The sequence below is a fragment of the Pseudomonas serboccidentalis genome, assembly GCF_028830055.1.
Lineage (GTDB): Bacteria > Pseudomonadota > Gammaproteobacteria > Pseudomonadales > Pseudomonadaceae > Aquipseudomonas > Aquipseudomonas serboccidentalis.
In genome coordinates, this window is the sequence record NZ_CP101655.1 from 3,391,869 (window position 1) to 3,418,458 (window position 26,590).

The window sequence follows — 26,590 nt, forward strand, 5'->3', positions numbered from 1 at the left end:
GCCTGTTTCAGATACAACGCATTTGCAGGTTTTACGCCTGCTGCGCAGGCGGGCGGGAGCAAGCTCCCTCGCCACACATCAGTTTTTCAGCACAGAAATCGGTGTATCTCAAAGGCAGTTGATCACCACTGCATTTCGCCCTTGGCGACTTTGGCGCTCAGCTCCAGCGAACTTTCTTCGCCCAGTTTCGGGTAGCGCTTTTTCATCGCCGCGATCAGTGCGGCAGAATCCTTGGCCTTGGCGGTTTCGGCGTCGAAAGCCTTAATGTAGTCGGCGGTGAATTTCACGCTGGCCAACGAACGGCTGCTCTCGCCCAGGTAGTGACCCGGCACCACGGTTTTCGGTTTCAGGGTTTCGATCGAATGCAGGGTTTGCAGCCAGTCGGCGTGGGATTGCGCGGTCTGGGTGTCGGCCATCCACACATGGATGTTCTCGGCCACCACGACGCCACCGACCACGGCCTTGAGCGACGGAATCCATACGAAGCTGCGATCCGGCTGCTTGCCTTCAAGGCCGACCACCTGCAGTTTCTGCCCTTCGAGCATCAGGCTGTCGCCCTTGAGCACGCCCGGCACGATGGTTCTGGCCGGTACGTCGGCGCCCATTTTCGGCCCCCAGAAGGCGAGTTTGCCGGCGACGGTTTTGTTGATGTGATCCACGGTCGGCTGCGAAGCCAGCACCTCGGCGTCGGGGAAGGCCTTGGTCAGGGTGTCGAGGCCGAAGTAGTAATCCGGGTCACCGTGGCTGATGTAAATGGTGGTCAGGTGCTTGCCGCTGGCGCGGATCTTTTCCACCACCTGCTCGGCCTGGGCCTTGCCGAATTGTGCGTCGACCAGAATGGCGTCTTTTTCGCCGCTGACCAGCACCGAGGTCACCGGGAAGATGGCCTGGGTGCCAGGGTTGTAGACATCCAAGGTCAGGTTGGCGGCCGCGGCGTGGGCCGCGAAACCGAAGGTGGCGGTGGCCAGCAAAACGCGCTTGAGGGTAGTGAAGCCGATCATCTGTTGCTCCGTAGTCCGAATGCCGTGTTTGGCGATGGGACAGAGCTTAGTTGCCTGACTCGGTACAAAAAATGCGATGCTTGAACATAGTTTGTTTCTGAAAGCGGGCAAATCATGGATCGTCTTCAAGCAATGCGGGTGTTTGTCACAGTGGTGGACCTCGGCAGCCAGTCGGCGGCGGCCGATCATCTGGACCTGTCGCGGCCGGTGGTGTCGCGCTATCTGGCGGAGCTGGAGGACTGGGTCGGCGCGCGCCTGATGCACCGCACCACGCGCAAGTTGAGCCTGACCGCCGCCGGCAGTGAGATCCTGCCGCGCTGCCGGCAGATGCTCGAACTCTCGACCGACATGCAGGCCGCCGTCAGCGAACCCGACGAGGCACCGCGCGGACTGCTGCGCATCAGCGTCAGCACCTCGTTCGGCCAGGCGCAACTGGCTGACGCGATGGCGGCGTACGTCAAGCGCTACCCCGGCGTCAGCATCGATATGCAGATGCTCGATCGCACGGTGAACCTGGTGGATGAGCGCATCGATCTGGCGATCCGCACCAGCAATGACCTGGACCCGAACCTGATCGCCCGACGTCTGACGGTGTGCCGTTCGGTGGTCTGCGCCGCGCCCGCCTATCTGCGGGACAACCCGCCACCGCAGCGGGTCGAGGACCTGAGCCGGCACAACTGCCTGACCCACTCCTACTTCGGCAAAAGCCTGTGGCATTTCGAGGAACACGGTGAACCGGTGTCGGTGCCGGTACAGGGCAACATCAGCGCCAACGAGGCCAGCACCCTGTTGCGCGCCACCCTGGCCGGTGCGGGCGTGGCAATGTTGCCGACCTATCAGGCCGGGGTGCATGTGCATGCCGGTGAACTGGTGCGCCTGCTGCCCGATGCCGAGCCACGGCAGATGAACATCTACGCGGTGTACGCCTCACGCAAGCACATGCCGGCGGCGTTGCGCAGCATGCTGGATTTTCTGGTGCAGCGGTTTCCCGAGAATCCGGCGTGGGATGAAGCAGTTTCCAGCGCAAAGCCACAAGCTACAAGCTAGCTGCGCCGCCATTCATCTTGGCGCTTGCCGCTCGATGCTTGCAGCTGCTTCTACCTGACCTATGCTGAAAGTAATACCGCAGGGTATGCGTTCAGAGGTCAACGCCATGAACATCAGAACAAGAAGGTACTTCGCAATTTTCATCACCTGCGCCGCCACGCTGGCGCTGTACGGCACCGCGGCCTGGCGGGTCGAGCAGCTGCGACAACTGCCCCGCGAATACGCCAGCTGCAATTTCGAGCGCTGCATTCCGCATAACGCGACGCTCAATGCGCTGCGCTGATCGAGCGGTCACTGATTTCCCTTTGTAGGAGTGAGCCTGCTCGCGATAGCGGTGGATCATTCAACCTGGTGATGTCTGACCCGGCGTTATCGCGAGCAGGCTCACGCCTACAGGGGGTGTGTCTGACTTATTGCTCGGCCTTCAACCGGTCGCGAAACGCCTTTGGTGAAATCCCCACCCGGCGCCGGAACAGGCGCGTGAAGTTGGTCGGATCGGAAAACCCCAACAGCTCCGACATCTCGTAAATGGTCATGCTGGTGTACGTCAGCAAACGTTTGGCTTCCAGTAACTGACGTTCGTGCATGATCTGCAGCGCCGGCTGCCCTGCCAGTTCCCGGCAAGTGCCGTTGAGGTGCGATACCGAGATGCCCAGGCGATGGGCCAGGTCCTCGACCTTCACATGCTGGCGGTACGTCTCCTCCACCAATTGAATGAAACCGTTGAGGTACTCGCGCTGGCGTTGCGGCCGCTGGCTGGCGTTATGACGCACGATCGCCTGACGGCTGACCCAGACCATGATCACGCTGACCAGCGAATGCATGAGCATTTCCCGCGCAGGTTGATGGCCGTTGTACTCGGCCTGCAACGCGCAAAACAGACTGTGCAGGTACTCCGCATCCTTGCCCGCCGGGTAGTGCCCGACCTGGGCCAGGGCGTGGACTGAATTGCCCAGTTGCGCCTGCAGGTGGTTGATCAACGGATTGGCGAGGGTGACGACAAAGCCTTCGACGTCCTCGGAAAAACGAAAGCCATGCACCGACAACGGTGGCAGGACCTGGATGGCGGGTTCGTTGAGCTGCGTGCGTTGACCTTCGATTTCAAGCTCTGCCTGACCTTTGAAGACGAAGAGCAACTGGCACAAATCGGCGTGGCGGTGGGGTTTGATTTCCCATTGATGTTCGCGGCTGCGTTTGGAAATGGTTTCACAGTGCAGCAAGTCAGGGGTCGGCCAGTCCAGGCTTTCACCGTAGAGCTTGAACACCGGAATCGAAGGCAGGTCAGGCTTGTTCATCACTTCAATCCAGGCCTCGAGGTTGCGGGCGATAATCGCACCGATTGGCAGAATGTACAGGTATCGGCTCAGTTTTCACCTTCAATTGACAGACCCGCGAGGGAAAAATGCAAGCACTCGATCCATAAAAATCATTCACCGGTTGATCCCGCGTGAAGCTTGCGAGTCATAAAAACAATGAAAACGCTGAAAACGCTGAAAACCCAAGTCGCCATCATTGGCGCCGGTCCCTCCGGATTGCTCCTCGGCCAGTTGCTGCATAACGCTGGCATCGACACCCTGATTCTTGAACGCCAGACACCCGAATACGTGCTTGGGCGAATTCGCGCCGGCGTGCTTGAACAAGGCATGGTAGAGCTGTTGCGCCAGGCCGGCGTGGGCGCGCGGATGGACGCCGAAGGGTTGGTGCACAGCGGCTTCGATCTGGCATTGGACGGGCGTCTGGCCCACATCGATCTGCAGGGTTTGACCGGCGGAAAAACCGTCATGGTTTACGGCCAGACCGAAGTCACTCGTGACCTGATGGCCGCTCGTCGGGAGGCCGGTGCGCCGACGATTTACGCGGCGAGCCATGTCGTTCCGCACGGCATGAAAAGCGACGAGGCGTTTGTCACCTTCGAAAAGGACGGTGAAACCTGGCGCCTCGATTGCGACTACATCGCCGGTTGCGACGGTTTTCACGGCGTGGCCCGGCAGTCGATTCCCGAGGACTGCCTGAAGATTTTCGAACGGGTCTATCCGTTCGGCTGGCTGGGGATTCTCGCCGACACCCCGCCGGTGCACGAGGAACTGGTCTACGCCCGCCATGAACGCGGCTTTGCCCTGTGCAGCATGCGTTCGGCCACGCGTACCCGTTACTACCTGCAGGTGCCGGCCGAAGAAAACGTCGCAGACTGGTCTGATCAGCGCTTTTGGGATGAACTCAAAACACGCTTGCCCGCCGCGCTTGCCAAGAAACTGGTCACCGGCCCGTCGATTGAAAAAAGCATCGCGCCGCTGCGCAGTTTCGTCGTCGAACCGATGCAGTACGGGCGGATGTTTCTGCTCGGTGATGCCGCGCACATTGTTCCGCCCACCGGCGCCAAGGGCCTGAACCTGGCCGCCAGCGATGTCAGTACGCTGTTCAATATTCTGTTGAAGGTCTATCGCGAGGGCCGCACCGATCTGCTGGAGAAGTACTCGGAAATCTGCCTGCGTCGCGTATGGAAAGCCGAACGGTTTTCCTGGTGGATGACCTCGATGCTGCACCGTTTCGAGGAGCATGATGACTTCAGCCAACGGATAAGCGCCTCGGAGCTGGACTATTTCGTCAGCTCCGAAGCCGGCAGAAAAACCATTGCAGAAAATTACGTCGGACTTCCGTATGAGGCTATCGAATAGCCTGCTATCGACTTACACTGGCGAGCATCCCCGCTCGCCTGACGACTTGCGGGACTCTCACTGCCCGCAGGTTCCGCCCGTGACCAACCTCAATCACCCTGAAACGCCCAAACCGGCCATTCGCAGCGTGCTGGTCGCGCTGATGCTGGCGATCTTTCTCGGCGCGCTGGACCAGACCATCGTCGCCGTGTCGATGCCCGCCATCTCCGCACAATTCAAGGACGTCAGCCTGCTGGCCTGGGTGATTTCCGGCTACATGGTGGCAATGACCGTGGCGGTGCCGATCTACGGCAAGCTCGGGGATCTGTACGGGCGACGCAAACTGATGTTGTTCGGCATGGGCCTGTTCACCCTCGCCTCGCTGTTCTGCGGCATGGCGCAGAGCATGGAACAACTGGTGCTGGCGCGGATTCTCCAGGGCATCGGCGCCGGCGGGATGATTTCGGTCAGCCAGGCGATCATCGGCGACATCGTCCCGCCCCGCGAACGTGGGCGTTATCAGGGTTACTTCAGCAGCATGTACGCAGTCGCCAGTGTCGCCGGGCCGGTGCTCGGCGGCTACATGACCGAATACCTGTCGTGGCGCTGGGTGTTTCTGATCAACCTGCCGCTGGGGCTTGGCGCGTATTGGGTGGCGCGACGCAACCTGCGCGGGCTGCCGATTCCGCAGCGCAAACCGATCATCGACTACCTTGGCACCCTGCTGATGATCATCGGCCTGACCGCATTGCTGCTGGGCATCACCCAGGTCGGTCAGGGCCATTCGTGGCGCAGCAGCGAAGTGCTGGGACTGTTCGCCTGTGCAGTGCTGGTGCTGGCGGTGTTCGTCTGGCATGAACGCCGGGCGCGCGAGCCTTTGCTACCGATGCACTTGTTCACCAACCGCAATGCACTGCTGTGCTGGTGCACGATTTTCTTCACCAGTTTCCAGGCGATCTCGCTGATCGTGCTGATGCCGCTGCGCTTCCAGAGCGTCACCGGCGCCGGGGCCGACAGTGCCGCGTTACACCTGTTGCCGTTGGCCATGGGCTTGCCGATCGGTGCCTATTTCGCCGGCCGGCGCACCTCAATCACCGGGCGCTACAAGCCGCAGATCCTGACCGGGGCGACCTTGATGCCGATCTCGATTCTCGGCATGGCGTTCAGTCCACCCGAGGCGACGTTGCTCAGTGGTTTGTTCATGTTGCTCAGCGGCATCGCTGGCGGCATGCAGTTCCCGACGTCGCTGGTCGGTACACAAAACTCGGTGGAACAACGCGACATCGGCGTGGCCACCAGCACCACCAATCTGTTCCGCTCACTGGGCGGCGCGGTGGGTGTGGCGTTGATGTCGGCGCTGTTGCTGGCCTTGTTGCAGGATTCGAGTTTCGCCCATCTGGCGAGCAGTTCGCTGATCAGCGAGGGCCATTCGGGCAACGTGCTGCTGGACGGTTTGAACGCGGCCCCCGGGGATGCACAGAACGCCTTGCGCGCCGAGCTTTCGGTGACGTTCCGGCATCTGCTGTGGGTGAGTACCGCGGTGTCGCTGCTGGGGCTGGCGGCGGCGATCGCGATGCCGAACAACCTGCTGCGCGGGCGGGAGCACGGCGCCAAATAAAAGCAACACCGCGATCCCCTGTAGGAGTGAGCCTGCTCGCGATGAGGGTGTGTCATCGAACAGTGGTGTCGACTGACACACCCTCATCGCGAGCAGGCTCACTCCTGCAAAGGCCGTTCACTCAAGGGCTGTAGTAACCCGCCGCCACCAGAAAATGCCCGACCTTCTTCAGGTAGGCATGCTTGTCTTCGACCTTGCCGGTCACCGGGTTTTTCCAGCGGTATTCGTATTCGCCGTCATCCTGTTTGGCGACCAGCGCCAGAATCGGCTCGCCCACCGGTTTACCCTCCGGGTCCTTGATCTTGCTGAAATCGGTGTTGATCAGCCGCAGGTTGGTGCCGTGGGCAACATAGCGCTGGGTGTCCAGATCGACCACGAACACGTACAGGTCATCCTGCAGATAACCGCCCTTGAGCGAGTTGATTGCCGTCAGCGTGCCTTTCTCGTTTTTGCCCAAGTCAGTCGCAGCCTTGTCGAGCAAGGTTTTGGCCTGCTCCGCCGAAGCCCGTGGCAAGTAATACCCGACCGCGAGGATCCGCTGGCCGATGCGCTGATAGTAGACATGCTTGCGCTCGACCTTGCCGTCCGCCCAATTCTGCCAACGGTATTCGGCTTGCTGGATGCCATTGCCTTCGGGCACCAGCAACGCGTCCTTGAAGGCCTTTTGCAGATCCGGCCCGAGCACTTCGCTGACATCGCGACCGATCAAGGCAGAGGATGGCCCGCCACTGGCGAGCATCACGCCCTTGGTGTCGACCACGAACACGTAGCGATCCTTGTCGACGAACTCACCCTGACGGCTGAACGCAGCGAAGGCCTTGTCGCCGTTGTCGTGGTAATAGGCCAGGGCCTTTTCCAGCAAGGCGATGGCAGCCTTGCTGTCGTCCTTTTGTGTGGTGGCGGCATTGACCTGCCCTGCCCCCACAAGCAGCATCACACCGAGCCACGCCACTTTATGCAGAAACCCCATAACGCATCCCTCGTTCTTGTTGGTGTTTCAAGAGCGTAGACGGCTTGGGGGGATGTATGGATATTCAGCGCGTTTGGAAAGATTGCACCAGATGTCTGTGGCGAGGGGGCTTGGCCCCGTTGGAGTGCGCAGCACGCCCCGGCATTCTTGAGCCAGACCGTATTTTGCCGAACCGGGTCTGCTTCGCAGCCCAACGGGGGCAAGCCCCCTCACCACAGAATCATCTTCACAACAGAGCTATCTTCACCACAAAGATATTTCCACCACAGGTGTTGCTGACTCGGGTTCTATGGCCGGGCGTTGATCTGTTGCTGCAGGTTCTGGATCTGCGCCTGCAGGGTGTTGAGGTTGCGGGTCATCTGGCCACGGAACGCATCAAACTCGGCGGTATTGCCGCCACCCTGTGGCGTTGCCGGACGGTTGTCCTGCTCGCTTTTGAGGACCACGATTTCCTGCTCCAGACGCTCGATCGCCGCGCTCGGGTTGCCCTGCTTTTTCAGCGCGGTGATATCAGCACCGAGGCTTTTCAGCTGGGCGTCATAACTCTTGAGCTGGGCGTCGACCTTGCCGGTGTCGGCCGGGGCGCTTTTGAGGGTCGCCAGTTCGGCGCTCAAGGCTTTGACCTGAGCCTGCAACTGGCTGTTGGCGTTCTGCTGTTCAGTGGTCTGTGCGGTCATCTGCGCCAGGCGCTTGTCCAGATCGCTGGCCTGACCGACCACGCCCTGTTGCTGCTTGCTCTGATCCACCAGCTTGTCTTCCAGCTGTTTGATCTGCAGCTTCAACGCTTCGCTGTCGCTGGTGACGTTGCTCTGACTGGCCACCACCTTGCCGGAAATGTCCTGCAAGCGCCCCGCCGCTTCCTCGCTGATGCGCGCAAAGCTTTCCTGGGTCGCGACCAACTGCTGCTCCATCAGCGAAATCTGCTGGAAACTCCACCAGGCCAGACCGATGAAGGCAAAGAACAACGCGCCGACCAGTGCCCACAGCGGCCCGGTACTCGCGGCCTTGACCTTGACCACTGGCGGCGTGCGCGAATGCACGGAGGTGCGGGCGCTGGGCGGAATGTCATCGTCGTCAAAGGTGTCGGCCCGCAGGCTCGGTACATCGTCGAAATCGTCGTTGGCATCGTTACGCATGGACATTGAGGCAACCTTTGTGGAACGCGGTGATGGCTAAATGCTGCGAAGTATAACCGCCGCAGCCGCAGGGATTGACCCTCAAGCGGCAGTGCGGTTCATTGCCGGCCGACCGACTTGTATCAACGGATGTCCTGAGCTTTCCACCAACCGCAGAACTCATCGAGGGCCGACCACAGGCTGACTTTCGGATCGTAGTCCAGATAATGCCGGGCGCGGCTGATGTCGAGGGTGAAATTTTTCTTCATGACCTGCATGCCCAGCCGCGACAGCGTCGGCTCCGGACGCCCCGGCCAGAGTTTGCACGCGCCTTCGTTGAGTGCCGCAACGCTGTAGGCCAGACCATACGAGCGATATCGGGTGATCTGCGGCACTTCCATTTTGCGCATCACGTAATTGACCACATCCCACAACGGCACCGGCGCGCCATTGCTGATGTTGTAGGCCTTGCCCAGCGCCGAACCGGCCGCCAGCAGACTGCTGAGCAGCGCTTCGTTGAGGTTCTGCACGCTGGTGAAATCGACCTTGTTCAAGCCGTCGCCGATGATCGCCAGACGACCCTTGCGCTGCATGTTCAGCAGACGCGGGAAGATGCTCATGTCGCCAGCGCCGGTGACAAAACGCGGGCGCAGGGCAATGGTTTCCAGACCAAATTCCTGCGCGCCGAAGACCTTTTGCTCGGCCAGGTACTTGGTCGCGGCGTACTGATGTTTAAAACGCTTGGGCACTTGTTCTTCGGTCAGGCCGAGGTGATCGCGGCCATCGAAGTAGATCGACGGTGACGACAGATGCACCAGTCGCCGCACGCGCTGCTTGAGGCAGGCTTCAACGACGTTTTCGGTGACCTGCACGTTGCCCTGATGAAAGTCCTGATAACGCCCCCACAAGCCGACGGCACCGGCACAGTGGACCACCGCTTCGACGTCGGTGCAGAGGTCGCGCACCAGATCCGCATCGGTGAGGTCGCCCGGAACGAACTCGGCACCACGGCGCACCAGATGCTCGACGCTTTCGGCCCGGCGACCGTTGACCCGCACGTCCAGGCCCTGCTCAAGGGCAAAACGCGCAAAGCGTCCGCCAATGAAGCCGCTTGCGCCGGTGACCAGAATTTTCATGCAAAACTCCAACAAAAAAGCAGCTGCGAGCGTCAAGCCTCTAGCTGCAAGTTTAAAACGGTGCGCAGCGCTTTACTTGCCGCTTGCAGCTTGACGCTTATGGCTGCTTCCAGGGCACCAGCCATCGTGGTGATGAACGTACCAGTTGCTCGGTCAGCAACCCCAGCAGCTGACCGCCATTGCGCCAATGATGCCAGTACAACGGCACATCGATCGGTTTATCTGGCAACAGTTCGCGCAACACGCCGCGCTGCAACTGATCGCGCACTTGCAGTTCCGGCACCAGTCCCCAGCCGAACCCGGCTTCGGTCAGGCGCACAAAACCTTCGGAGGACGGGCACAAATGGTGCTCGAATCCGCCATCGACGCCGAGGGATGCGAGGTAACGATGCTGGAGAAAATCATCCGGCCCGAACACCAGCGCCGGGGTGCGCGGCAACTGCTCGGCGCGTACGCCATCAGGGAAATGCCGCGCGATGAACGCCGGGCTGGCCAGCGCCCGGTAGCGCATCGCCCCGAGCAACACGCTGCGCGCGCCGGCCACCGGGCGTTCGCTGGCACAGACACACGCCGCCACTTCCCCGGCACGCATGCGCTTGAGGCCGACGGTTTGATCCTCCACCACCAGATCCAGCAATAAATGCTGCTCGGCGCAAAAAGCGCCCACGGCTTCGGCCCACCAGGTGGCGAGGCTGTCGGCATTGAGCGCAATGCGCAGGCGTTCCGGCAGGCCTTCTTCGTCGAGCGCCGGCACCAGAGTCTGCAAGTCGCGTTCGAGCAGGCGCACCTGCTGCACATGGTTGAGCAGGCGCCGGCCAATCTCAGTCGGCGACGGCGGCGTGCCGCGTACCAGCACCGGTTGGCCGACCCGCGCTTCCAGCAGTTTGATCCGCTGGGAAATCGCCGATTGCGAAAGGCCCAGAACCTGCGCAGCGCGTTCGAATCCAGCTTGTTCGACCACGGCGGCCAGAGCGGAAAGCAATTTGTAGTCGAACATCAGTTTTCCTAATGAGCGATCAGGACTATTCGTTTTCCTTATACAGCTTCCGACCGGAGAATAGCCAGCAAGCACTCTTTATCAAGGACTACCCAATGGCTGGCGAAACCTCTCTCACGACGTTGCTGCGCAGCATGAGCCCGCAGCTCAACGCCGGCGAATACGTGTTCTGCACCCTGCGCGACAGCCAGTTGCCGAGCGGTCTGGAGATTGTCGGCAGCTTCCGTGAACAGGAAGGCCTGACCGTGATCCTTGAACGCGCCCACGCCGAACAGGCCGGTTTGAGCTTCGACTATGTAGCGGCGTGGATCACCCTGAACGTGCATTCGGCCCTGGAAGCAGTCGGCCTCACCGCCGCGTTCGCCACGGCACTGGGCAAGGCCGGAATCAGTTGCAACGTGATCGCCGGCTACTACCACGATCATTTGTTTGTCGGTCAGGCCGACGCCGAACGCGCCATGCATGTGCTGCGCGAACTCGCAGCCAACGCGGAGTAACGCTTTATGTGGCAAAGCTATGTGAACGGGCTGCTGGTGGCCTTGGGGCTGATCATGGCGATCGGCACGCAGAACGCCTTTGTATTGGCCCAGAGCCTGCGTCGCGAACATCACCTGCCGGTCGCCGCGCTGTGCGTGGCCTGCGATGCGCTGCTGGTAGCCGCCGGAGTGTTTGGTCTGGCCACCGTGCTGGCGCAGAACCCGACATTGCTGGCAGTGGCGCGCTGGGGCGGTGCAGTCTTTCTGATCTGGTATGGCAGCCAGGCACTGCGCCGGGCATTCTCGAAACAGAGTCTGGATCAGGGCGAGAATCAGACCGTGCGCTCGCTGCGGGCGGTAATGCTCAGTGCGTTGGCAGTGACGTTGCTCAATCCGCACGTGTATCTCGACACGGTATTGCTGATCGGCTCCCTCGGTGCGCAACAGTCGGTGCCGGGGGCCTACGTGGTAGGCGCGGCGAGTGCTTCGCTGCTGTGGTTCTTCACCCTCGCCCTCGGTGCGGCATGGCTTGCGCCGTGGCTGGCTCGGCCGAGTACCTGGCGGATTCTTGATCTGGTGGTGGCGTTGATGATGTTCACGGTGGCGGGCCAATTGATTATCGCCAACTGATTTATTCCAAAAGGCTCTGGAACCTCTATCCCACACAGTTGTTGCGTGGTTAAGCCGTAACCCCGGTGCTATGATCCGAACCCTGCGCCGCAAAGAGTAAAAACTCGTCGGTGCATTTCTGGCCGCCCGTGATCGGCCTTGCGCTCACCGCAACAGACCTGATTAGGAGAATCATCATGGCTTTCGAATTGCCGCCGCTGCCTTACGCACACGATGCCCTGCAGCCGCACATTTCCAAGGAAACCCTGGAATTTCACCACGACAAGCACCACAACACCTATGTCGTGAACCTGAACAACCTGGTGCCAGGCACCGAGTTCGAAGGCAAGACCCTGGAAGAGATCGTCAAGACTTCCTCGGGCGGCATCTTCAACAACGCCGCTCAGGTCTGGAACCACACTTTCTACTGGAACTGCCTGGCGCCAAACGCCGGCGGTCAACCAACCGGCGCACTGGCTGAAGCCATCAACGCTGCTTTCGGTTCGTTCGACAAGTTCAAGGAAGAGTTCAGCAAAACCTCGATCGGCACCTTCGGTTCCGGCTGGGGCTGGCTGGTGAAAAAGGCTGACGGTTCCCTGGCTCTGGCCAGCACCATCGGCGCCGGCAACCCGCTGACCAGCGGCGACACCCCGCTGCTGACCTGCGACGTCTGGGAACACGCTTACTACATCGACTACCGCAACCTGCGTCCGAAGTACGTTGAAGCGTTCTGGAACCTGGTCAACTGGAAGTTCGTTGCTGAGCAGTTCGAAGGCAAAACCTTCACCGCTTAAGCTGCGCGCCAGACAAAAAACCCGGCATTGCCGGGTTTTTTAATGCCTTTGATTTATGTAGGAGCTGCCGCAGGCTGCGATCTTTTGATCTTGTTTTTAAAGGCTACGTCAAAAGATCGCAGCCTCCGGCAGCGCCTACAGTGGGTAGCGTGTTTCCTGCTACGAAAGCAGCCTTCGATCTATTGCCGCCAGGCCGTGGCGGGCTAACATCAAACAGAGGAAAAATTGTCCCGTTCCCCTCAAGTTGCAGGCTCAAACTACCGACACAGTACAATCAGGGTGAAAACTCCAGACAGCTGCATTTCGGCCAACGCCACGGGCAATTATCCCTGGGGTTGATTGTCCCTTTGACTGCCAACACCGGATTGCCAATACTCATGGCAACCTGACGCTACCCGCACGGAACAAGGAATAACCCTTTGAAGCTGGAACTCAAGAACAGCTTGTCGGTGAAGTTGCTCCGGGTCGTGCTCCTTTCGGCATTGATCGTCGGCGTGGTCTTGAGCTGCGCCCAGATCGTCTTCGACGCTTACAAGACCCGCCAGGCCGTGGCCGGCGACGCCCAACGGATCCTCGACATGTTCCGCGACCCGTCCACTCAGGCTGTCTACAGCCTGGACCGGGAAATGGGCATGCAGGTGATCGAAGGCCTGTTCCAGGACGACGCCGTGCGCCAGGCCTCCATCGGCCATCCCAACGAAGCGATGCTCGCGCAAAAGTCCCGTGAGTTGCAGCATTCCAACAGCCGTTGGCTGACCGACCTGATCCTCGGCCAGGAACGCACCTTCACCACACAATTGGTCGGTCGCGGCCCCTATAGCGAGTATTACGGCGACCTGAGCATCACCCTCGACACCGCCACCTACGGCGAGAGTTTCATCGTCAGTTCGGTGATCATTTTCATTTCCGGTGTGCTGCGCGCCCTGGCCATGGGCCTGGTGCTGTATCTGGTCTATCACTGGCTGCTGACCAGACCGCTGTCGCGGATCATCGAGCACCTGACCGAAATCAATCCGGATCGCCCCAGCGAACACAAGATTCCGCAGATCAAGGGCCACGAGAAAAACGAACTCGGGATCTGGATCAACACCGCCAACCAGTTGCTCGAATCGATCGAGCGCAATACCCACCTGCGCCACGAAGCAGAAAACAGCCTGCTGCGCATGGCGCAGTACGACTTCCTCACCGGCCTGCCAAACCGCCAGCAACTGCAGCAGCAACTGGACAAGATTCTGGTCGACGCCGGCAAGCTGCAACGCCGGGTCGCGGTGTTGTGTGTGGGCCTGGATGATTTCAAAGGGATCAACGAACAGTTCAGCTACCAGACCGGCGACCAGTTGCTGCTGGCACTGGCCGATCGCCTGCGTGCCCACAGTGGCCGCCTTGGCGCCCTCGCCCGTCTGGGTGGCGATCAGTTCGCCCTGGTGCAGGCGGATATCGAACAGCCTTACGAAGCGGCGGAACTGGCGCAGAGCATCCTCGATGATCTGGAAGCGGCGTTTGCCCTCGACCATCAGGAAATCCGCCTGCGCGCGACCATCGGCATCACCCTGTTCCCTGAGGATGGCGACAGCACCGAGAAGCTGTTGCAGAAGGCCGAGCAGACCATGACGCTGGCCAAGACCCGCTCGCGCAACCGCTATCAGTTCTACATCGCCAGCGTCGACAGCGAGATGCGTCGGCGCCGCGAACTGGAAAAAGACCTGCGCGACGCATTGATTCGCGACCAGTTCTATCTGGTCTATCAGCCGCAGATCAGCTATCGCGATCACCGCGTGGTCGGAGTCGAGGCATTGATCCGCTGGCAACACCCGGAACACGGCCTGGTGCCGCCGGACCTGTTCATCCCGCTGGCCGAGCAGAACGGCACGATCATCGCCATCGGCGAATGGGTGCTCGATCAGGCCTGCAAGCAATTGCGCGAATGGCACGATCAAGGCTTCGTGGATCTGCGCATGGCGGTCAACCTGTCCACCGTGCAACTGCACCATGCCGAGTTGCCGCGGGTGGTCAACAACCTGCTGCAGATCTACCGTTTACCGCCACGCAGCCTGGAGCTGGAAGTCACCGAAACCGGCCTGATGGAAGACATCAGCACCGCCGCCCAGCATCTGCTGAGCCTGCGCCGTTCCGGGGCGCTGATCGCCATCGACGACTTCGGCACCGGTTATTCATCGCTGAGCTATCTGAAAAGCCTGCCGCTGGACAAGATCAAGATCGACAAGAGCTTCGTGCAGGACCTGCTGGATGACGACGACGATGCAACCATCGTTCGCGCGATCATTCAACTGGGCAAAAGCCTGGGCATGCAGGTGATCGCCGAGGGCGTGGAAACCGCCGAACAAGAGTCCTACATCATCTCCGAAGGCTGTCACGAAGGTCAGGGTTACCACTACAGCAAGCCGCTGCCTGCCCGGGAACTGAGCGCCTATCTCAAGCAGGCCCAGCGCAGTAACGCGGCTATTTTATAAAAGCCAAAGATCGCGTAAATAAGAAATATTTCCAGCCACAGCCCTTTACACATAATGCGAAAGATTTGCATTATGTCGCAGCTTTGCGCACCCGCGCCCTGTCCATTCAATTACCGAAGCAGGATGTTCGCCATGATTCGTATGCCTCTGGCTACCGCCAGTCTGCTGGCCATCGCTATTTCCCTCGCCGGTTGCGGCGAAGGCAAAGAGAAGGCAGCCGCCCCGGCCGCGCCGACTCCGGCCGCCAGCACCGCCGCTGCAGCAGCACCTGCCGCTGCCGGTAAAGTCGATGAAGCCGCCGCCAAGGCTGTGGTCGCGCACTACGCCGACATGGTCTTCGCCGTCTACAGCGATGCCGAATCTACCGCGAAAACCCTGCAAACCGCCGTCGACGCGTTCCTCGCCAAGCCGAACGCCGACACCCTGAAAGCCGCCAAGGCTGCCTGGGTCGCCGCGCGCGTGCCTTACCTGCAGAGCGAAGTATTCCGCTTCGGCAACACCATCATCGACGACTGGGAAGGTCAGGTGAACGCCTGGCCGCTGGACGAAGGCCTGATCGACTACGTCGACAAATCCTACGAACACGCACTGGGTAACCCGGGTGCCACCGCCAACATCATCGCCAACACTGAAGTCCAGGTCGGCGAAGACAAGGTCGACGTGAAAGACATCACCCCGGAAAAACTCGCCAGCCTCAACGAGCTGGGCGGTTCCGAAGCCAACGTCGCCACCGGCTACCACGCCATAGAATTCCTGCTCTGGGGCCAGGACCTGAACGGCACCGGCCCGGGCGCCGGCAACCGTCCGGCTTCGGACTACCTGGAAGGCGCAGGCGCCACCGGCGGTCACAACGATCGTCGCCGTGCCTACCTGAAAGCCGTGACCCAGCTGCTGGTCAGCGACCTGGAAGAAATGGTCGGCAACTGGAAGCCGAACGTCGCCGACAACTACCGTGCCACCCTGGAAGCCGAACCGGCTGAAAGCGGTCTGCGCAAAATGCTGTTCGGCATGGGCAGCCTGTCCCTGGGTGAACTGGCGGGCGAGCGCATGAAGGTTTCCCTGGAAGCCAACTCGCCGGAAGACGAACAGGATTGCTTCAGCGACAACACCCACAACTCGCACTTCTACGACGCCAAAGGCATTCGTAACGTGTACCTGGGCGAGTACACCCGTGTTGACGGCACCAAGATGACCGGCGCCAGCCTGTCGTCGCTGGTGGCCAAGGCCGACCCGGCTGCCGACACCACGCTGAAAGCCGATCTGGCCGCTACCGAAGCCAAGATCCAGGTCATGGTCGATCACGCCAACAAGGGTGAGCACTACGACCAGTTGATCGCTGCCGGCAACACCGCCGGCAACCAGATCGTTCGCGACGCCATCGCATCCCTGGTCAAGCAGACCGGTTCGATCGAAGCCGCTGCCGGCAAACTGGGCATCAGCGACCTGAACCCGGACAACGCTGATCACGAGTTCTGATCAACGCTGGCTGCACAAGAAGGCGACCTTGGGGTCGCCTTTTTCATGCCTGCCAAACACATTCCCATGTAGGAGCTGCCGCAGGCTGCGATCTTTTGATTTTGCTTTTTAAGATCAAGATCAAAAGATCGCAGCCTGCGGCAGCTCCTACAGAGGATTTGCAGGGGCCTTCAGAGTTGTTCCATATCAAGCAAACGATAATTCCTCTTATTCAAACTCCCTCGCCCTGTTAGACTTTGCGCCTTTGTTTTCGCCCCTTCGCAGGATGTCTGATGCCCTCGCTGCCTCTTCGCTTGTCCGCACTGATTCTGGCCCTGGGCCTGAGTGCCTGCGATGACGCCCCGCGCTTTACCAAGGCTGAGCCCGGTGAAGCGCGTTCGGGCGGCGCGGCGACCGTGCGCAAGACCGATCAGAATGCATTCTCCCTGCCTTCGGCCAATCTGCCGCCGTCGCGCCGGGTCGATTTCAGTGTCGGCAACAGCTTCTTCCGCAGCCCCTGGGTGATCGCACCGTCGACCACCACCGCCCGCGATGGCCTCGGTCCGTTGTTCAACACCAACGCCTGCCAGAACTGCCACATCAAGGACGGTCGCGGCCACCCGCCAGCACCGGATGCGGCGAACGCAGTGTCGATGCTGGTGCGCCTGTCGATTCCCGATTCGCCGGCCTATGTCAAAGTCATCGAGCAAGTCGGCGTAGTGCCGGAGCCGGTCTACGGCGGCCAGTTTCAGGACATGGCGGTGCCCGGGGTCACGCCGGAAGGCAAGGTGCGCGTCGAGTACACCCCGCTGCCGATCCGCTTCAAGGACGGCACCGAAGTGGAGCTGCGCAAACCGGTTCTGCAATTCACGCAATTGGGCTACGGCCCGATGCACCCGGACACGCGCTTCTCGGCCCGTGTCGCGCCGCCGATGATCGGCCTCGGCCTGCTCGAAGCCATCCCGCAAGAGGCGATCCTCGCCAACGCCGCCGCGCAGGCCAAGGCAAACAACGGCATCAATGGCCGGCCGAATCGGGTCTGGGACGATGAGCTACAGAAAACCGTCATCGGTCGATTTGGCTGGAAAGCCGGGCAACCGAATCTCAATCAGCAGAATGTTCACGCGTTTTCCGGCGACATGGGCCTCACCACCCGCCTGAGGCCCTTCGATGACTGCACCGACACGCAAACCGCCTGCAAACAGGCGCCCAACGGCAATGGCCCGGATGGCGAGCCGGAAGTCAGCGACAACATCCTGCGCCTGGTGCTGTTCTACACCCGCAACCTCGCGGTGCCGGCGCGCCGTGGCGTCAACGACGAACACGTACTGGCCGGCAAGAACCTGTTTTTCCAGGCGGGCTGCCAGTCCTGTCACACCCCCCAATACACCACCGCCGCCAACGCCGCCGAACCTGAACTGGCCAATCAAGTGATTCGCCCGTACAGCGATCTGCTGCTGCATGACATGGGCGACGGTCTGGCCGACAACCGCACTGAATTCCAGGCTTCCGGCCGCGACTGGCGCACCCCGCCGTTGTGGGGGATCGGCCTGACGCAGGCGGTCAGTGGCCACACTCAGTTTCTGCATGACGGCCGCGCCCGCAATCTGCTCGAAGCCGTGCTCTGGCATGGCGGCGAAGCGCAGAAGGCGCAGCAACAGGTTTTGTCTTTCAACGCCGAACAGCGTGCCGCGCTGCTGGCGTTCTTGAACTCACTTTAAACACTTAAAAGAATCGGGAGCCCGACATGTTCCGTCCCAAGTTGTTGTTCACCAGCCTTGCCGCGCTCGCCCTCGGCGCCTGCTCGCCGCAGGATCCGCAAGCAGTCACCTCGGCGGCCATCGCCAAATCGGTGATCCTGCCGACCTACACCCGTTGGGTCGAAGCCGACAAGCAACTGGCCGTCAGCGCCCTCGCCTACTGCCAGGGCAAGGAAACCCTGGAAACCGCCCGCGCCGACTTCCTGCATGCGCAGAAAGCCTGGGCCGAGCTGCAACCGCTGCTGATCGGGCCGCTGGCCGAGGGCAACCGTTCGTGGCAGGTGCAGTTCTGGCCGGACAAGAAGAACCTCGTCGGCCGTCAGGTCGAGCAACTGGTCGTCGCCCAGCCGCAGATCGATGCCGCCGCCCTGGCCAAATCGAGCGTGGTGGTTCAGGGCCTGTCGGCTTACGAATACATCCTGTTCGATGAAAAGCCGGACGTCGCCAACGCTGAACAAAAAGCCAAATACTGCCCACTGCTGATCGCCATCGGCGAGCGTCAGAAGCAACTGGCCGAAGAGATTCTGCAAAGCTGGAACAACACCGACGGCATGCTCGCGCAGATGAGCAAGTTCCCTAACCAGCGCTACGCCGACTCCCACGAAGCGATCGCCGATCTGCTGCGTGTGCAGGTCACCGCCCTCGACACCCTGAAGAAAAAACTCGGCACGCCGATGGGCCGCCAGAGCAAGGGTGTGCCGCAGCCGTTCCAGGCGGATGCATGGCGCAGCCAGTCGTCGCTGACCGCGCTGGAAGCCAGCCTTGCCGCGGCCAAAACCGTCTGGGAAGGCGTCGACAACAAAGGCCTGCGCGGTCTGTTGCCGGCCGAGCAGAAACCGTTGGCAGACAAAATCGACGCCGCCTACGCCGCGTCGCTGGAACTGTTCGGCAGCACTCAGCGCTCGCTGACCGAAATGCTCGCCGACGACGCTGGTCGCCAGCAACTCAACGACCTCTACGACAGCCTCAACGTCGTCCATCGCCTGCACGAAGGCGAACTGGCCAAAGCGCTGGGCATTCAACTGGGCTTCAACGCCAACGACGGTGACTGATGAGGGCAAGTGCCATGCTGCGACGCCAGGCTCTGACTTTAGGTAGTTTGCTGCTGGGAGCAGTGACACTGGGCGGCTGGACGCTGTTCAAGCGCAAGGATCAGAGCCCACTGTTGCTCTCGGCGCGAGATGACACCGATGGCAGGCACTACGCCGTCGGCTATCGGCTGGACGGCACCCGGGTGTTCGCCACCGAGGTCGGCCAACGCTGTCACGACATCATCAACCACCCGACGCTGCCGATCGCGCTGTTCGTCGCCCGCCGCCCGGGCACCGAAAGCTACCTGATCGACCTGCGTGACGGGGCCTTGCTGCAAACCGTGACGTCGCAGCCGAACCGGCACTTCTACGGCCACGCGGTGGTGCACAAGGACGGTGAGTACCTGTACGCCACCGAGAACGACACCACCGATCCGGGTCGCGGCCTGCTTGGGGTGTACAGGTTCGAAGGCGAGCGGCTGGTGCACAGCGGCGAGATTTCCACCCATGGCCTGGGGCCGCATCAGGTGTCGTGGATGCCCGATGGCGAAACCCTGGTGGTGGCCAACGGCGGGATTCGTACCGAGGCGGAAAGCCGCGTCGACATGAACCTCAACGCCATGGAACCGAGCCTGGTGCTGATGCAGCGCGACGGCACCCTGCTGAGCAAGGAAACTCTCGCCCAGCAAATGAACAGCGTGCGCCATCTGGGGATTGCCAGCGACGGTACCATCGTTGCTGGTCAGCAGTTCATGGGCGTGTCCCACGAGCGTTCGGAGCTGCTGGCGATCAAGCGTCCGGGCCAGCCGTTCGTGGCGTTCCCGGTGCCGGATCATCAGTTGCAGTCGATGGGGCACTACACCGCCAGCGTCGCCGTGCACAGCGAGCTGCGCCTGGTGGCACTGACCGCGCCGCGCGGCAACAGGTTCTTCATCTGGGACCTGGACAGCGGCGAAGTGCGCCTCGACGCCCCATTGCCCGATTGCGCCGGCGTCGGTGCGGTGCAGGACGGCTTCGTCGTGACCTCGGGCCAAGGCCGTTGCCGTTACTACGATTGCCGCCAGGATGAACTGCTGGCCAAACCGCTGGATCTGCCGGCGGGGCTTTGGGACAACCATCTGCACTTGATGGCATAACCCCCTCTCAAAGATAACGCCTTACCTGTGGCGAGGGGGCTTGCCCCCGGTGGGTTGCGCAGCGACCCCATCTACATTCAGTGATACCGGGATTGCAGGTTTGACGACGGCTGCGCCGCCGAACGGGGGCAAGCCCCCTCGCCACAGGTTTCCCTTCATACCCTGCAAAAACTGCCAGTTGGAATCCGCACCTGACTCGGAGTAATGTGCCCGACTGTCTCACCTGATTTATCCAAGGAACTGGAAAATATGCTGCGTCGCCGCATGCTGATCATGTTGGGTGTTGTCTTGCTGGTCGTCCTGGTATTGGGCGGGTACAAAGCCTTTTCGATCTACACCATGATCCAAGGCTTTTCCAAACCCAAACCGCCGATCAGCGTCGCCGTGGCCAGCGCCACCGAACGGCCGTGGCAGATGCGCCTGCCCACCGTCGGCTCGCTGAAGGCCTTGCAAGGCGTCGAGCTGAGTCTGGAAGTCGCCGGCACCGTCACTGAACTCAAATTCGAATCCGGGCAGAAGGTCAAGGCCGGGCAACCGTTGCTGCAACTCGACAGCGCCGTCGAAGCCGCCCTGCTGGAAACCGCCAAAGCCGACCTGGGCTTGGCGCAACTGGACTTCGGGCGTGGCAGCCAGTTGATCGACAGTCGGGCCATTTCCAAAGGTGAATACGACCGGCTCTCGGCGGTTCTGCAAAAGGAACGGGCCACGGTGAACCAGCTCAATGCAGCGCTGGCGAAAAAGCGCATGGTCGCGCCGTTCAGCGGCACCATCGGCATCCGTCATGTCGACATCGGCGACTACCTCGCCAGCGGCACCAAAATCGCCACGCTGCAGGATCTGAGCAGCCTCTACGCCGACTTCTACGTGCCCGAGCAGTCGATACCGAAACTGGCGATCGGCCAACCGGTGCAGATCGGCGTCGCGGCCTATCCCGGCCAGAATTTCCCCGGTGCCATCAGCGCGATCAACCCGATTGTCGAGAGCACCACGCGCAACATTCTGGTTCGCGCGACCCTGGCCAACCCCGACGGCAAGCTGCTGCCGGGCATGTTCGCCAGTCTTGAGGTGTTGCTGCCCGATCCGCAGAAACACATCGTGGTGCCGGAAAGCGCGATCACCTACACCCTCTACGGCAACTCGCTGTACGTGGTCGGGCAAAAGAAGGCCGAGGACGGCAGCGTCGAAAAAGACGACAAGGGCCAGCCGGTGCTGATCGCCGAGCGCCGCTTCATCGAGACCGGCGAACGCCGCGATGGCCTGGTGATGATCAACAAGGGCGTGCAGAACGGCGAACAAGTGGTGACCGCCGGCCAGATCAAACTGGACAACGGCGCGCACATTGCCATCAGCGACGACAAGACCCTCGGCGAGCAGAACAGTCCGCCTCGCGCCGACTGATCAAGGAATCCCCATGGCTTTTACCGATCCGTTCATCCGCCGCCCGGTGCTCGCCACCGTGGTCAGCCTGCTGATTGTGCTGCTGGGTTTCCAGGCCTGGAGCAAACTGCCGCTGCGCCAATATCCGCAAATGGAAAACGCCCTGATCACGGTGACCACCGCCTACCCCGGGGCCAACGCCGAGACCATTCAGGGCTATATCACCCAGCCGATGCAGCAGAGCCTGGCGAGCGCCGAGGGCATCGACTACATGACCTCGGTCAGCCGGCAGAACTTCTCGGTGATCTCGATCTACGCGCGTATCGGCTCCAACACCGACCGTCTGTTCACCGAACTGCTGGCCAAGGCCAACGAGGTGAAAAACAAGCTGCCGCAGGACGCCGAAGACCCGGTGCTGAGCAAGGAATCGGCCGACGCTTCGGCGCTGATGTACATCAGCTTCTTCAGCAAGGACTTGAGCAACCCGCAAATCACCGACTATCTGTCGCGGGTGATCCAGCCAAAACTTGCGACCCTGCCGGGCATGGCCGAGGCGGAAATTCTCGGCAATCAGGTATTCGCCATGCGCCTGTGGCTCGACCCGGTGAAGCTCGCCGGCCTCGGTCTCAGCGCCAGTGACGTGACCAACGCGGTGCGCCAGTACAACTTCCTCTCCGCCGCCGGCGAGGTGAAGGGCGAGTACGTGGTCACCAGTATCAACGCCAACACCGAGCTTAAATCCGCCGAAGCCTTCGCCGCGATTCCGCTCAAGGTCAGTGGCGACAGCCGCGTGCTGCTCAGCGATGTGGCGCGGGTCGAGATGGGCGCGGAAAACTACGATTCGATCAGCTCGTTCGGCGGCACGCCATCGGTGTACATCGGCATCAAGGCCACGCCCGGGGCCAACCCGCTGGACGTGATCCGGGAAGTGCGCAAGCTGATGCCGGAACTCGAAGCCCAGTTGCCGCCCAACCTCAAGAGCGAGATCGCCTACGACGCCACCCTGTTCATTCAGGCCTCCATCGACGAAGTGGTGAAAACCCTGTTCGAAGCGGTGCTGATCGTGATTGTGGTGGTGTTCCTGTTCCTCGGTGCACTGCGCTCTGTGGTAATCCCGGTGGTGACCATCCCGCTGTCGATGATCGGCGTGATGTTCTTCATGCAGATGATGGGTTACTCGATCAACCTGCTGACCCTGCTGGCGATGGTGTTGGCGATCGGGCTGGTGGTGGACGACGCGATTGTCGTGGTGGAGAACATCCACCGCCATATCGAGGAAGGCAAGACGCCGCTGGAGGCCGCACTGCAAGGCGCCCGGGAAATCGCCATGCCGGTGGTCTCGATGACCATCACCCTGGCGGCCGTGTATGCGCCGATCGGTTTCCTCACCGGACTGACCGGGGCCTTGTTCAAGGAGTTCGCCTTGACTCTGGCCGGCGCCGTAGTGATTTCCGGGATCGTCGCCCTGACCCTGTCGCCGATGATGTGCGCCCTGCTGTTGCGCCACGAGGAAAATCCCAGTGGCCTGGCGCATCGACTCGACCGCATCTTCGACGGCCTCAAACGCCGCTATCAGAGCGTGTTGCACGGCACGCTCAACACCCGTCCGGTGGTGCTGGTATTTGCTGTGATCGTGCTGTGCCTGATCCCGGTGTTCCTCAAGTTCACCAAGTCGGAACTGGCGCCGGATGAGGATCAGGGCATCATCTTCATGATGGCCAACGCCCCGCAGCCAACCAACCTCGATTACCTGAGCACCTACACCGATGAATTCATCAAGATCTTCAAGGAGTTTCCGGAGTACTACTCCTCGTTCCAGATCAACGGCTACAACGGCGTGCAATCGGGCATCGGCGGCTTTCTGCTCAAGCCGTGGAACGAGCGCAGCCGCACCCAGATGCAAATCCTGCCCGAGGTGCAAGGCAAACTGGGCGCCATCCCGGGCCTGCAGATCTTCGGCTTCAACCTGCCCTCCCTGCCCGGCACCGGTGAGGGCTTGCCGTTCGAGTTCGTGATCAACACCGCCAATGACTACGAGTTGCTGTTGCAAGTGGCCGACCGGATCAAGAAGCGCGCCATGGAGTCCGGCAAGTTCGCCTTCGTCGACCTCGACCTGGCGTTCGACAAGCCCGAAGTGGTGGTCGACATCGACCGCGCCAAAGCCGCGCAGATGGGCGTGTCGATGCTCGACCTCGGCGGCACCCTGGCGACACTGCTGGGCGAGGCGGAAATCAACCGTTTCACCATTGAAGGTCGCAGCTACAAGGTGATTGCCCAGGTCGAACGACCGTTTCGCGAGAACCCCGGCTGGTTGAATAATTACTACGTGAAAAACACCCAGGGCGAGCTGCTGCCGCTGTCGACCCTGATCAAGGTCACTGATCGGGCGCGACCGCGCCAGCTCAACCAGTTCCAGCAACTCAACGCCGCGAAGATCTCCGGATTCCCGTTGGTCAGCATGGGTGAAGCAATCGACACCGTGTTGCAGATCGCCCGGGAAGAAGCACCAGCCGGGTTTGCCTTCGACTATGGCGGCGCCTCGCGCCAATACGTGCAGGAAGGCAGCGCCCTGTGGGTGACCTTCGCTCTCGCGCTGGCGATCATTTTCCTGGTGCTGGCGGCGCAGTTCGAGAGCTTCCGCGACCCGTTGGTGATTCTGGTGACGGTGCCGCTGTCGATCTGCGGTGCGCTGATTCCATTGTTCCTTGGCTGGTCAAGCATGAACATCTACACCCAGGTCGGGCTGGTGACGCTGATCGGGCTGATCAGCAAGCACGGGATCCTGATCGTTGAGTTCGCCAACCAGTTGCGCAAGGACAAAGGCCTGACCGCGCGCGAGGCGGTCGAAGAAGCCGCAGCGATTCGTCTGCGGCCGGTGTTGATGACGACGGCGGCGATGGTGTTCGGCATGGTGCCGTTGATTCTGGCGACGGGTGCGGGTGCGGTCAGCCGCTTCGATATCGGGATGGTGATTGCTACCGGGATGTCGATCGGCACGTTGTTTACGCTGTTCGTGCTGCCGTGCATCTACACCCTGCTGGCCAAACCTGATCCGAAACCATGACCTAGACCCTGTAGGAGCTGCCGCAGGCTGCGATCTTTTGATTTTGTTTTTAGAAGCCAAGATCAGGGTCAAAAGATCGCAGCCTGCGGCAGCTCCTACAAAGGGGATTTTCATTCACCATAAAAAAAGGCCTCGCATCTGCGAGGCCTTTTATTTGGGCTTCAATCGGTTCAACTCTGTGGCCTCATCCCTTGAGAAAGTCCAAACATGAACAGCAACAAATCATGATCAGGTTTAGTGGCCACGGAGGCTTTCGCCACCCGTGGTACTGCGCAGTGAGCATCGGCCGTGGTCGCACCGATCACCTGCATGCGGGGCTGCTCCCAGGCCGCCACCGCCAATGAAGCAACTGCCAAGGCTCCAACCAAAAACAAACCTCGTGCAATTTCGAGTTTCATCGCTATAAACCTTTGATAGCGCTGCCAAACGCCGTCTCATAAAAGTAGACGAGTTTTTTCCAGTCCGTGTCGCTGAACGACGAATGGCGACGCAATTGCTTCATATCATGGGAGGCCGCGCGATAAGCGGTCAGACGCTGGCGGCATTTTTCCAGATCGATCAATGCCACTTCGACCTGAGCCGAATCACCCTCGCCAGTCACCCGTACAAAGACGTGTTTGATATAGATGCAGCTGTGCTGCCAACGGCCCTTGTGCATGCGCGCCAGGTTTTGCGCCAGGTCTTTGAGGACGCGTTCATAGACGGCTTCGCCGTATTGGGCACGACCGCCAGCGGCTTCCCATTTTTCGAGTTCGTCGAAACCGTCCAGCGACTTGGTCACCAGCAGGGCACGCCATTTGTATTGCGGATCAGGCTGCGCTCCGCAGAACACGATTTGCGGTACACGCACGCCGAGCCGGCTGACGCCGGTCAGGGCATCCAGCTCACGCAATACCGTCGGGCGGCCGAAAGGATGCAGCCAGCTGCGATAGATATGTCCGGTCTGGCGCTTGGCATACAGTAACTGGCCGTCACGGCCCATGACTCGTTGCACACCACTTTCCCCGCCACGGCGTACATTGGGTTCTTCCACCCATTCACCGCGCTGGTTCCAGTAGTAGTCGAAGCGATCCTGGGGAGCGACTTCCGTTTCTGCTGCTATTTGCACCGCCATCCTGTTACCTCTTGCGTAATACGTAAACCCGCCACATGGCATAGAGCGGAATAAAGTCCAGTTGTTCCTGAATGCGAAAACCTGCCTCTTCGAATTCCTTTTCCACTGTCACAGCCGGTAACACAAATCGGTTCTGGTAACCTTCCTGCCCACGACGCTTCTCGGCGCGTTTGCGTTTCCAGGCCTTGAAATTACCGTCTACCCACAACGAAATGATGACGCTGTCGCGGGTGACACGCTCGAATTCGCGCAAAATCGCCCGCCGATGCTCGGCGTCACCGATGTGGTGCAGCAATCGCATGCAGAAAATGCTGTCGACGGCGTTATCTGGCAGGGCAATGTCGAACGCTGACGTGTGCAAAGGTTGTACCCGTTTCACCACGTCGGCCGGTTGCGACTGCATCGCAGTCTTGATCATGGATTCGGAATTGTCCGCGCCAATGATCACCCGGTTGGGCTTTTCCGCCAGTAACGGCCAGAAACGCCCTGCTCCGCACGGCAGATCCAGAACCAACCCCGGCTCGCCGGCCAGTGTCAGGGCCTTGCGGGCCAACTGCTCGTCCCGCCAGTGAGACAACCGACGACCGAGACCGTCCTGATGCTTGCGCAAATATTTTTGCGCATGCTGGTCATCATACTTTTCGGAAAAATCGAGCTTGATCGGTCTGCTCATTATCACGGCTCCTGAATTACTGATACCCCTACCATAGGTAGCGGTATGTCAGCGTCAGGTCGTCACTTTGTGAAAAATACGTCAGGTAAACC

The 26,590-nt window shown here is 60.7% G+C and carries 23 protein-coding genes; 14 read left to right on the plus strand and 9 right to left on the minus strand.

The annotated features are described in order from the left end of the window. Nucleotides 1-122 precede the first annotated feature (122 nt). Nucleotides 123-1,001 (minus strand): MBL fold metallo-hydrolase, encoded by an 879-nt coding sequence (locus NN484_RS15390; RefSeq protein ID WP_274657436.1) that lies wholly within the window; start codon nucleotides 999-1,001, stop codon nucleotides 123-125. 114 nt (nucleotides 1,002-1,115) lie between these two features. Between NN484_RS15390 and NN484_RS15395 the strand changes: the two genes are divergently transcribed. Continuing rightward, nucleotides 1,116-2,048, plus strand: a complete 933-nt coding sequence (locus tag NN484_RS15395; RefSeq protein ID WP_215502942.1) for a LysR family transcriptional regulator — start codon at nucleotides 1,116-1,118, stop codon at nucleotides 2,046-2,048. 106 nt (nucleotides 2,049-2,154) lie between these two features. Further along, nucleotides 2,155-2,331 (plus strand): hypothetical protein, encoded by a 177-nt coding sequence (locus NN484_RS15400; protein WP_007964044.1) that lies wholly within the window; start codon nucleotides 2,155-2,157, stop codon nucleotides 2,329-2,331. A 127-nt stretch (nucleotides 2,332-2,458) separates the two neighbouring features. On the opposite strand, the gene NN484_RS15405 is transcribed toward NN484_RS15400, so the two are convergent. Further along, nucleotides 2,459-3,343, minus strand: a complete 885-nt coding sequence (locus NN484_RS15405) for a helix-turn-helix domain-containing protein (RefSeq protein ID WP_215502943.1) — start codon at nucleotides 3,341-3,343, stop codon at nucleotides 2,459-2,461. Between the two features lie 186 nt (nucleotides 3,344-3,529). Here NN484_RS15405 and pobA point away from each other — a divergent pair, with 186 nt between their 5' ends. Both pobA and NN484_RS15415 read left to right on the plus strand, forming a co-directional pair. Next, on the plus strand, nucleotides 3,530-4,723 hold the full coding sequence (gene pobA / locus NN484_RS15410) for a 4-hydroxybenzoate 3-monooxygenase (protein WP_274659298.1): 1,194 nt from the start codon (nucleotides 3,530-3,532) through the stop codon (nucleotides 4,721-4,723). A 79-nt stretch (nucleotides 4,724-4,802) separates the two neighbouring features. Then, nucleotides 4,803-6,320 carry an MDR family MFS transporter gene (locus NN484_RS15415; RefSeq protein WP_127648319.1) on the plus strand — a complete coding sequence of 506 codons (1,518 nt, stop codon included), beginning with the start codon at nucleotides 4,803-4,805 and terminating at the stop codon, nucleotides 6,318-6,320. Nucleotides 6,321-6,441: 121 nt separating this feature from the next. Here the strand turns inward: NN484_RS15415 and NN484_RS15420 are convergent, their stop codons facing one another. From NN484_RS15420 to NN484_RS15435, 4 genes are all read right to left on the minus strand, one after another. Then, on the minus strand, nucleotides 6,442-7,290 hold the full coding sequence (locus NN484_RS15420) for a cache domain-containing protein (RefSeq protein ID WP_215502945.1): 849 nt from the start codon (nucleotides 7,288-7,290) through the stop codon (nucleotides 6,442-6,444). 287 nt (nucleotides 7,291-7,577) lie between these two features. Beyond that, nucleotides 7,578-8,432: an ATPase gene (locus NN484_RS15425; RefSeq protein ID WP_127648317.1), complete on the minus strand. Its 855-nt coding sequence runs from the start codon at nucleotides 8,430-8,432 to the stop codon at nucleotides 7,578-7,580. Nucleotides 8,433-8,548: 116 nt separating this feature from the next. Beyond that, nucleotides 8,549-9,541 (minus strand): NAD-dependent epimerase/dehydratase family protein, encoded by a 993-nt coding sequence (locus tag NN484_RS15430; RefSeq protein WP_274657437.1) that lies wholly within the window; start codon nucleotides 9,539-9,541, stop codon nucleotides 8,549-8,551. Nucleotides 9,542-9,638: 97 nt separating this feature from the next. Beyond that, on the minus strand, nucleotides 9,639-10,538 hold the full coding sequence (locus NN484_RS15435; RefSeq protein WP_127648315.1) for a LysR family transcriptional regulator ArgP: 900 nt from the start codon (nucleotides 10,536-10,538) through the stop codon (nucleotides 9,639-9,641). Between the two features lie 95 nt (nucleotides 10,539-10,633). On the opposite strand from NN484_RS15435, the gene NN484_RS15440 reads away from it, so the two are divergent. The 10 genes from NN484_RS15440 (at nucleotide 10,634) to NN484_RS15485 (ending at nucleotide 24,711) form a co-directional block, all read left to right on the plus strand. Then, nucleotides 10,634-11,035 carry an ACT domain-containing protein gene (locus NN484_RS15440; RefSeq protein WP_127648314.1) on the plus strand — a complete coding sequence of 134 codons (402 nt, stop codon included), beginning with the start codon at nucleotides 10,634-10,636 and terminating at the stop codon, nucleotides 11,033-11,035. Between the two features lie 6 nt (nucleotides 11,036-11,041). Beyond that, on the plus strand, nucleotides 11,042-11,644 hold the full coding sequence (locus tag NN484_RS15445) for a LysE/ArgO family amino acid transporter (protein WP_127648313.1): 603 nt from the start codon (nucleotides 11,042-11,044) through the stop codon (nucleotides 11,642-11,644). A 176-nt stretch (nucleotides 11,645-11,820) separates the two neighbouring features. Beyond that, on the plus strand, nucleotides 11,821-12,417 hold the full coding sequence (locus NN484_RS15450) for a superoxide dismutase (protein WP_003227660.1): 597 nt from the start codon (nucleotides 11,821-11,823) through the stop codon (nucleotides 12,415-12,417). A gap of 419 nt (nucleotides 12,418-12,836) precedes the next feature. Then, on the plus strand, nucleotides 12,837-14,888 hold the full coding sequence (locus tag NN484_RS15455) for a putative bifunctional diguanylate cyclase/phosphodiesterase (protein ID WP_215502947.1): 2,052 nt from the start codon (nucleotides 12,837-12,839) through the stop codon (nucleotides 14,886-14,888). 132 nt (nucleotides 14,889-15,020) lie between these two features. Beyond that, complete coding sequence (locus tag NN484_RS15460; protein WP_215502948.1) at nucleotides 15,021-16,364, plus strand: imelysin family protein; 1,344 nt, start codon at nucleotides 15,021-15,023, stop codon at nucleotides 16,362-16,364. 272 nt (nucleotides 16,365-16,636) lie between these two features. Continuing rightward, entirely contained in the window at nucleotides 16,637-18,064 is a 1,428-nt protein-coding gene (locus NN484_RS15465) for a di-heme oxidoreductase family protein (RefSeq protein ID WP_274657438.1), read from the plus strand. A gap of 26 nt (nucleotides 18,065-18,090) precedes the next feature. Next, nucleotides 18,091-19,155, plus strand: a complete 1,065-nt coding sequence (locus NN484_RS15470; RefSeq protein WP_215502950.1) for an imelysin family protein — start codon at nucleotides 18,091-18,093, stop codon at nucleotides 19,153-19,155. Nucleotides 19,156-19,169: 14 nt separating this feature from the next. Further along, nucleotides 19,170-20,270, plus strand: coding sequence for a DUF1513 domain-containing protein (locus NN484_RS15475; RefSeq protein ID WP_274657439.1), 1,101 nt, complete (start codon nucleotides 19,170-19,172; stop codon nucleotides 20,268-20,270). 249 nt (nucleotides 20,271-20,519) lie between these two features. Next, nucleotides 20,520-21,668: an efflux RND transporter periplasmic adaptor subunit gene (locus tag NN484_RS15480; protein WP_127648307.1), complete on the plus strand. Its 1,149-nt coding sequence runs from the start codon at nucleotides 20,520-20,522 to the stop codon at nucleotides 21,666-21,668. 13 nt (nucleotides 21,669-21,681) lie between these two features. Further along, entirely contained in the window at nucleotides 21,682-24,711 is a 3,030-nt protein-coding gene (locus NN484_RS15485) for a multidrug efflux RND transporter permease subunit (protein ID WP_274657440.1), read from the plus strand. 170 nt (nucleotides 24,712-24,881) lie between these two features. On the opposite strand, the gene NN484_RS15490 is transcribed toward NN484_RS15485, so the two are convergent. Genes NN484_RS15490 through NN484_RS15500 form a run of 3 tightly spaced genes read right to left on the minus strand, consistent with a single transcriptional unit; the run spans nucleotide 24,882 to nucleotide 26,498 of the window. Next, nucleotides 24,882-25,109, minus strand: a complete 228-nt coding sequence (locus NN484_RS15490; protein ID WP_127648305.1) for a hypothetical protein — start codon at nucleotides 25,107-25,109, stop codon at nucleotides 24,882-24,884. Nucleotides 25,110-25,111: 2 nt separating this feature from the next. Further along, entirely contained in the window at nucleotides 25,112-25,825 is a 714-nt protein-coding gene (locus tag NN484_RS15495) for a lipopolysaccharide kinase InaA family protein (RefSeq protein WP_127648304.1), read from the minus strand. A 4-nt stretch (nucleotides 25,826-25,829) separates the two neighbouring features. Continuing rightward, complete coding sequence (locus NN484_RS15500) at nucleotides 25,830-26,498, minus strand: class I SAM-dependent methyltransferase (RefSeq protein ID WP_127648303.1); 669 nt, start codon at nucleotides 26,496-26,498, stop codon at nucleotides 25,830-25,832. Nucleotides 26,499-26,590: the final 92 nt, after the last annotated feature.